General features: G+C 77.2%; 6 protein-coding genes, 1 tRNA gene and 1 riboswitch. Of the genes, 2 read left to right on the forward strand and 5 right to left on the reverse strand.

What is annotated here, in order from left to right:
• The 4 genes from J1M40_RS03765 to J1M40_RS03780 all read right to left on the reverse strand — a co-directional run.
• Positions 1-912, reverse strand: a 912-nt coding sequence (locus J1M40_RS03765; RefSeq protein WP_206450483.1) for a molybdopterin-synthase adenylyltransferase MoeB, incomplete at its 3' end; no start/stop codon positions are given.
• Positions 909-1,727: a thiazole synthase gene (locus tag J1M40_RS03770; RefSeq protein ID WP_036316581.1), complete on the reverse strand. Its 819-nt coding sequence runs from the start codon at positions 1,725-1,727 to the stop codon at positions 909-911. The genes J1M40_RS03765 and J1M40_RS03770, both read right to left, overlap by 4 nt.
• 3 nt (positions 1,728-1,730) lie before the next feature.
• Positions 1,731-1,973: a sulfur carrier protein ThiS gene (gene thiS, locus J1M40_RS03775; protein WP_041105270.1), complete on the reverse strand. Its 243-nt coding sequence runs from the start codon at positions 1,971-1,973 to the stop codon at positions 1,731-1,733.
• Positions 1,970-3,139: an FAD-dependent oxidoreductase gene (locus J1M40_RS03780; protein ID WP_036316589.1), complete on the reverse strand. Its 1,170-nt coding sequence runs from the start codon at positions 3,137-3,139 to the stop codon at positions 1,970-1,972. Before J1M40_RS03780 ends, thiS begins: the two co-directional genes overlap by 4 nt.
• A riboswitch (TPP riboswitch) is annotated at positions 3,133-3,263 on the reverse strand. It overlaps the preceding gene by 7 nt.
• 21 nt (positions 3,264-3,284) lie before the next feature.
• Here J1M40_RS03780 and thiE point away from each other — a divergent pair.
• Positions 3,285-4,028, forward strand: a complete 744-nt coding sequence (gene thiE / locus J1M40_RS03785; protein WP_144819453.1) for a thiamine phosphate synthase — start codon at positions 3,285-3,287, stop codon at positions 4,026-4,028.
• A gap of 86 nt (positions 4,029-4,114) precedes the next feature.
• Positions 4,115-4,187, forward strand: a tRNA-Arg gene (locus tag J1M40_RS03790).
• Positions 4,188-4,383: 196 nt separating this feature from the next.
• On the opposite strand, the gene thiD is transcribed toward J1M40_RS03790, so the two are convergent.
• Positions 4,384-5,241: bifunctional hydroxymethylpyrimidine kinase/phosphomethylpyrimidine kinase (gene thiD, locus J1M40_RS03795; protein WP_241252042.1), on the reverse strand; the 858-nt coding region annotated here is incomplete at its 5' end.

Here is a 5,241-nt window from a genome sequence, read left to right on the forward strand (position 1 = left end):
GTCGGCGAGCAGGGCGGCCAGCGCGGCGGGGGCGATCTCCCCGCCCGCGGCGCCGCACGCCTCCGCCGAGCCGGGGGCGCCGGCGTCGTCCGGGCGGGGGGCCTGGTCCGCGTGGGCGGACAGGTCCGTCACGGGGGTCCGCTCGGGGTCGGGCACGAGCCGCAGCTCACGGAAGCGCATCGTCAGGGCGTCCACGGAGAGCAGCCGCCCGACCAGGGGCTCACCCACCCCGGAGAGCAGCTTGATCGCCTCGGCCGCCATGAGGGAGCCGATGATCCCGGGCAGCACCCCGAGCACTCCGGCCTGCGCGCACGAGGGCACCTCGCCGGGTTCGGGCCGCTCCGGGAACACGTCCCGGTACAGCGGCCCGCCCGGGGCGAACACGCTCACCTGCCCCGCGAACCGCAGGATCGCGCCCCACACCACGGGCACGCCCGCGATCTCGCACGCGTCGGCCACGAGGTAGCGGGTCGCGTAGTTGTCCGTGCCGTCGAGCACGAGGTCCACGGCGCCGACCCGTTCGAGCGCGTTGGCCGCGGTCAGGCGTTCGCGGTGCTCGACCACGCGCACCTCGGGGTGCAGGCCGCGCATCGTCGCGGCGGCGGAGGCGGTCTTGGGGCGGCCGAGGTCCGCCTCGGCGTGGATCACCTGGCGGTGCAGGTTGGAGCGGTCCACCATGTCGTCGTCGATCACGTGGACCTCCCCCACGCCCGCGGCGGCGAGGTAGGTCAGCACGGGCGCCCCGAGGCCGCCGGCGCCGACCACGAGGACGCGGGAGCGCAGCAGCGCCAGCTGGGCCTCGGGGCCGAAGCCGTCCAGGCTCAGGTGGCGGGCGAAGCGCTCCAGCTGGGTGTCGGACAGCGCGGTGAGGTCGCGGGGCTCGCGGGCGGCGGGGTCCAGGGCGGCGGTCACCGCTCGTCCTCCTCGGCCGTGACCCGCCCGGCCATCGGCGAGGAGGCCAGGGCGTGCTCGCGGCGCGGGATGCGCCCGGCACGGCGGGCGTGGAAGCCCGCCTCGAGCGCGAGCCGGCACGCGTGGGCCATGCGGGCGGGCTCGGCGGCGCGCGTGATCGCCGAGGCGGCGAGCACGGCGTCGCAGCCGGCCTCCATCGCCAGGGCGACGTCCGAGGCGGTGCCCACGCCGGCGTCGAGCACGATCGGCACGGAGGCGCGGGAGACGATCAGCTCCAGGTGTGCGCGGTTGAGGATGCCCAGCCCCGAGCCGATCGGCGAGCCCAGCGGCATGACGGCGGCGGCGCCGGCCTGCTCGAGGCGCAGCGCCATGGCGGGGTCGTCCGAGGTGTAGGCCAGGACGGTGAAGCCGTCGGCGGCGAGCCGCTCGGTGGCCTCGAGGGTCTCGACGACGTCGGGCAGCAGGGTGCGCTCATCGGCGATGACCTCGACCTTCACGAGGTCGGTCTCGAGCGCCTCCCGGCCGAGCCGGGCGGTGAGCACGGCGTCCCGGGCGGTGTAGCAGCCGGCGGTGTTGGGCAGCACGTCGATGCCGAGGCGGTCCAGCAGCGCGACCAGGCCGTCACGGGTGTCCGCGGACCAGCGGCGCAGCGCCACGGTGGTGAGCGTGGTGCCGGAGGCGACGAGGGCGCCCTCGAGGGCGGTCAGGTCGGTGATGCCGCCCGTGCCCATGATGAGCCGGGAGGCCAGGTCGTAGCCGCCGATCCGCAGCGGCGGGATCGCGGGGGCGGCGGGCGGGGTGCGGTGCTCGGCCATCGCTCAGCCCCCCTGCACCGCGGTGACGACGTCGACCTCGTCCCCGGCGGCCAGCTCCCGGGTGGCCCAGGCCGACCGGGGCACGACCTCGCCGCCGACCGCCACGGCCACGCCGAGCCGCCGCCCATCCGCGGCGGCGCCGTCCTCGCCGATCGCGCGCCCGGTGACGTGCGCGACGACGTCGCGGACGGTGGCCACGGCCAGCTCGGCGGGCTCTCCGTTGAGGGTCAGGGGGAGGGTGCTCATGCGATCTCCTTCAGGCGGGCGTGCAGCAGCTCGAGGATCCGCCCGGCCGCCCAGGGGGCGAGCAGGATCCCGTGACGGTGGAAGCCGGTGGCGACGACGGCGCCCGGAGCCTCGGGCACGGCGAGCACGCGCGGGGCGTCGTCGGGGGTGCCGGGGCGGGCGGCGGTGGTGATCTCGACCAGCTCGCACTCGCGGACGGCGGGCAGGATCGCGGCGGCGTCGGCGAGCAGGTCCAGCACGGCCCCGGCGGAGGTGCCGGCCAGGCCGTCCTCGCGGGCCGAGGCGCCGACCACGAGGGTGCCGTCCGCGCGGGGCACGAGGTAGACCTGGCGCCCGTGGACGAGGCCGCGGACGGTGCGGGTGATCAGGTGCGACTCCCCCGGCAGCAGCTGCTCGGGGCGCACCCGCAGACGCAGCACGTCGCCGTGGACGGGGCGCAGCGGGACCTCGACGGCGGTGGCCGCGCCGCCGATCCCGCGGTGGCCCAGGCCCGCGGCGAGGACCGCGCCGTCGGCGGTGAGGACGCCCCCGTCGGCCAGCGTGAGGCGCACCCCCTCGCCCTCCGGGCCGGCGGCGGTGACGCGTCCGGCCACGAACCGGGCGGCGGGTCCGGCGCCGACCGGGAGCGGGCCGCCGTCGGGTCCGGTCTCGGCGCGCAGGGCGGCGACGCAGGCGGCGGCGAGCCGTCGCGGGTCCACCTGATGGTCGTCCGGGGCGTCGAAGCCGGCGGCCAGGCCCGGGGCCAGGGCGGGCTCGGCGCGGCGCAGCGCGCGGACGGAGACGGGCTCGACCCGGCGACCGAGGATCGAGGCGTGCTCGAGCACGTGGTCCCAGGCGCGGGCGTCCGAGGGGTCCGCGGCCACGATCCAGGCGCCCTGTGCGAGGAAGCCCGTCTCCACATCGGTGAAGGCGGCGAGCAGGTCCACGAGGGCCGGGTAGGCCTCCCAGCCGGCCTGCAGCAGCGGGGCGAGGTCGTCCTGGCTGAACTGGGTCTCGGCGAGCGGCGCGAGCATCCCCGCCGCGGCGTGGGTGGCCCCGGCCACGGCGTGTGGGCGCCCGGCGGCGTCCAGCTCGGGGGCGATCAGGGTGACGGCGTGGCCTGCGGCGCGCAGACGCACGGCGGCGGTGAGGCCGATGATCCCGGCACCGACGACGGCCACGTGCACGGACCGGTCCTCCTCACGGCGGCATGACCCGCATCGAGTGGTGATGGTCGGCCGCGCCGGCGCGGTGCGCCCCTGCGGCCCTCTCAGCCCGGCGTGTGCGGCCCGGGCTCCCATGGAACAGCGGCCAGTCTGCCACAGTGGGCGCATGCACTCCCCCGATCCGCTCCTGATGACCGCGGCCGGCCGCGACGACGGCGACACCGGCCCCGGCGCGCGCCGCCGCGCCCGCCTCGCCGTCTCCCGGCTGTACGTCTGCACCGACCTGCAGCGGTTCCTGCGCCCGGACGACACGCTCGACACGGCCGCGTTCGCTCACTTCTGCGCGGCGGCGTTCCGCGGCGGAGTGGACCTGATCCAGGTGCGGGACAAGGCCGTGGACGTGGCGGTCGAGCTGGCCGCGTTCGCCGTGCTCGTCCCGCTGGCCCGGGAGCACGGGGCGCTCTCGGCCGCCAACGACCGCGCCGACGTCGCCGCCCTGGCCGGGGTGGACGTGTTCCACACGGGCCAGACCGACCTGACCACCGCGCAGTGCCGCGCCCTGCTGGGCCCGGACGTGGTGCTCGGCCGCTCGTGCCACACCGGGGCGCAGGTGCGCACCGCCCGCGCGGAGGACGGCCTGGACTACTTCTGCACGGGGCCGGTGTGGGCGACGCCCACGAAGCCGGGCCGGGCCGCCGTCGGACTGGAACTGCCGACCCTCGCCGCACGCCTGGACGCGGAGGACCCGGCGGGGGCGCGGCCGTGGTTCGCCATCGGCGGCGTCGACGCGGACCGGCTGCCCGAGGTCCGCGCGGCCGGGGCGGAACGGATCGTGGTGGTCCGCGCCGTGACGCAGGCCGAGGACCCCGAGGCCGCGGCCCGGACCCTGCGCGCGGGCCTGCCCGGCTGACGCGCCCCGCGGGGAGGTCACGGACGGGCCGTCCTGATGGTGTAGAGTCGACGAGTCCGCAACGCGCTCGACGCGTCGCGACCCCCGCCTCCGTAGCTCAGGGGATAGAGCGTCTGCCTCCGGAGCAGAAGGCCGCAGGTTCGAATCCTGCCGGGGGCACGAGCGAACAGAGCCGGACCCCCGTGGCGACACGGTGGTCCGGCTCTTCTGCGTTCTGCGGACCCGGACGCTCGAGCGGAGCGGGAGGTCCGGGTCACCGGCATTCGAGGCGGGAAATCGACCTCATGGGACGTCCCGAGGTGCGTATTCGCCGGATTTCCCGCCTCGAACGTGTCGAAGCCCGGAGGTCCCGCCCTCAGCCCCGCTGCGCATGACCGTGGTCGACGGGCCCGTGCCACGTCGGCCGCGAGGCGTCCCCGACCGCGAGCGCCTCCCCCGCCCGCATCGCGTCGGCCAGCCACGGCTTGGCCCGCTCGAGTGCGTCCTCCCAGCTCAGGCCCGCCCCGGCCAGCGTGGCCAGGGCCGAGGAGAGGGTGCAGCCGGTGCCGTGCGAGGCGCGGGTCGTCACGCGCGGGCCGCGCACCTCGTGCACGGCCCCGCCCACGCGCACGACGGCGTCCGGTACCTCCGCCGCTGCGGCCTCGGGCGCCTCGGTCTCGTCCAGGTGCCCGCCCTTGAGCAGCACCGTCACCCCGTGCTCGGCGGCCAGGCCCCGGGCCGCGTCGAGGGCGGCGTCCCAGCCCGTCGCGTCCCGCCCGGTCAGCCGGGCCAGCTCGGGCAGGTTGGGGGTCACCAGGTGCGCCGCCCGCAGCAGCCGGGACCACGCGGCGCGCCCGTCGTCGTCGCCCACCGCGGTGAGGGCGTCACCGCTCGAGGCCACCATGACCGGGTCCAGCACGACGACGGCGGGCAGGGTCTCCTCGAGCCAGCCGGCGACGGCCCGCATGAGCTCCACCGTGCCGAGCATGCCGATCTTCACGGCGTCCACGGCGATGTCGGCGGCGACCGAGTCGAGCTGGGCGCGCACCACGTCCACCGGCAGCGGGTGGACGATCTGCACGCCCTGCGTGTTCTGGGCGGTGATCGCGGTGATCGCGGTCATCCCGTAGCCGCCCCACGCGGCGATGGTCTTCAGGTCGGCCTGGACACCGGCGCCGCCGCCGGAGTCGGAGCCGGCGATGCTGAGCACACGGGGGACGGCGGGGGTCATGCG

It is taken from the genome of Micrococcus sp. KRD026, from assembly GCF_017168445.1.
GTDB lineage: Bacteria > Actinomycetota > Actinomycetes > Actinomycetales > Micrococcaceae > Micrococcus > Micrococcus luteus.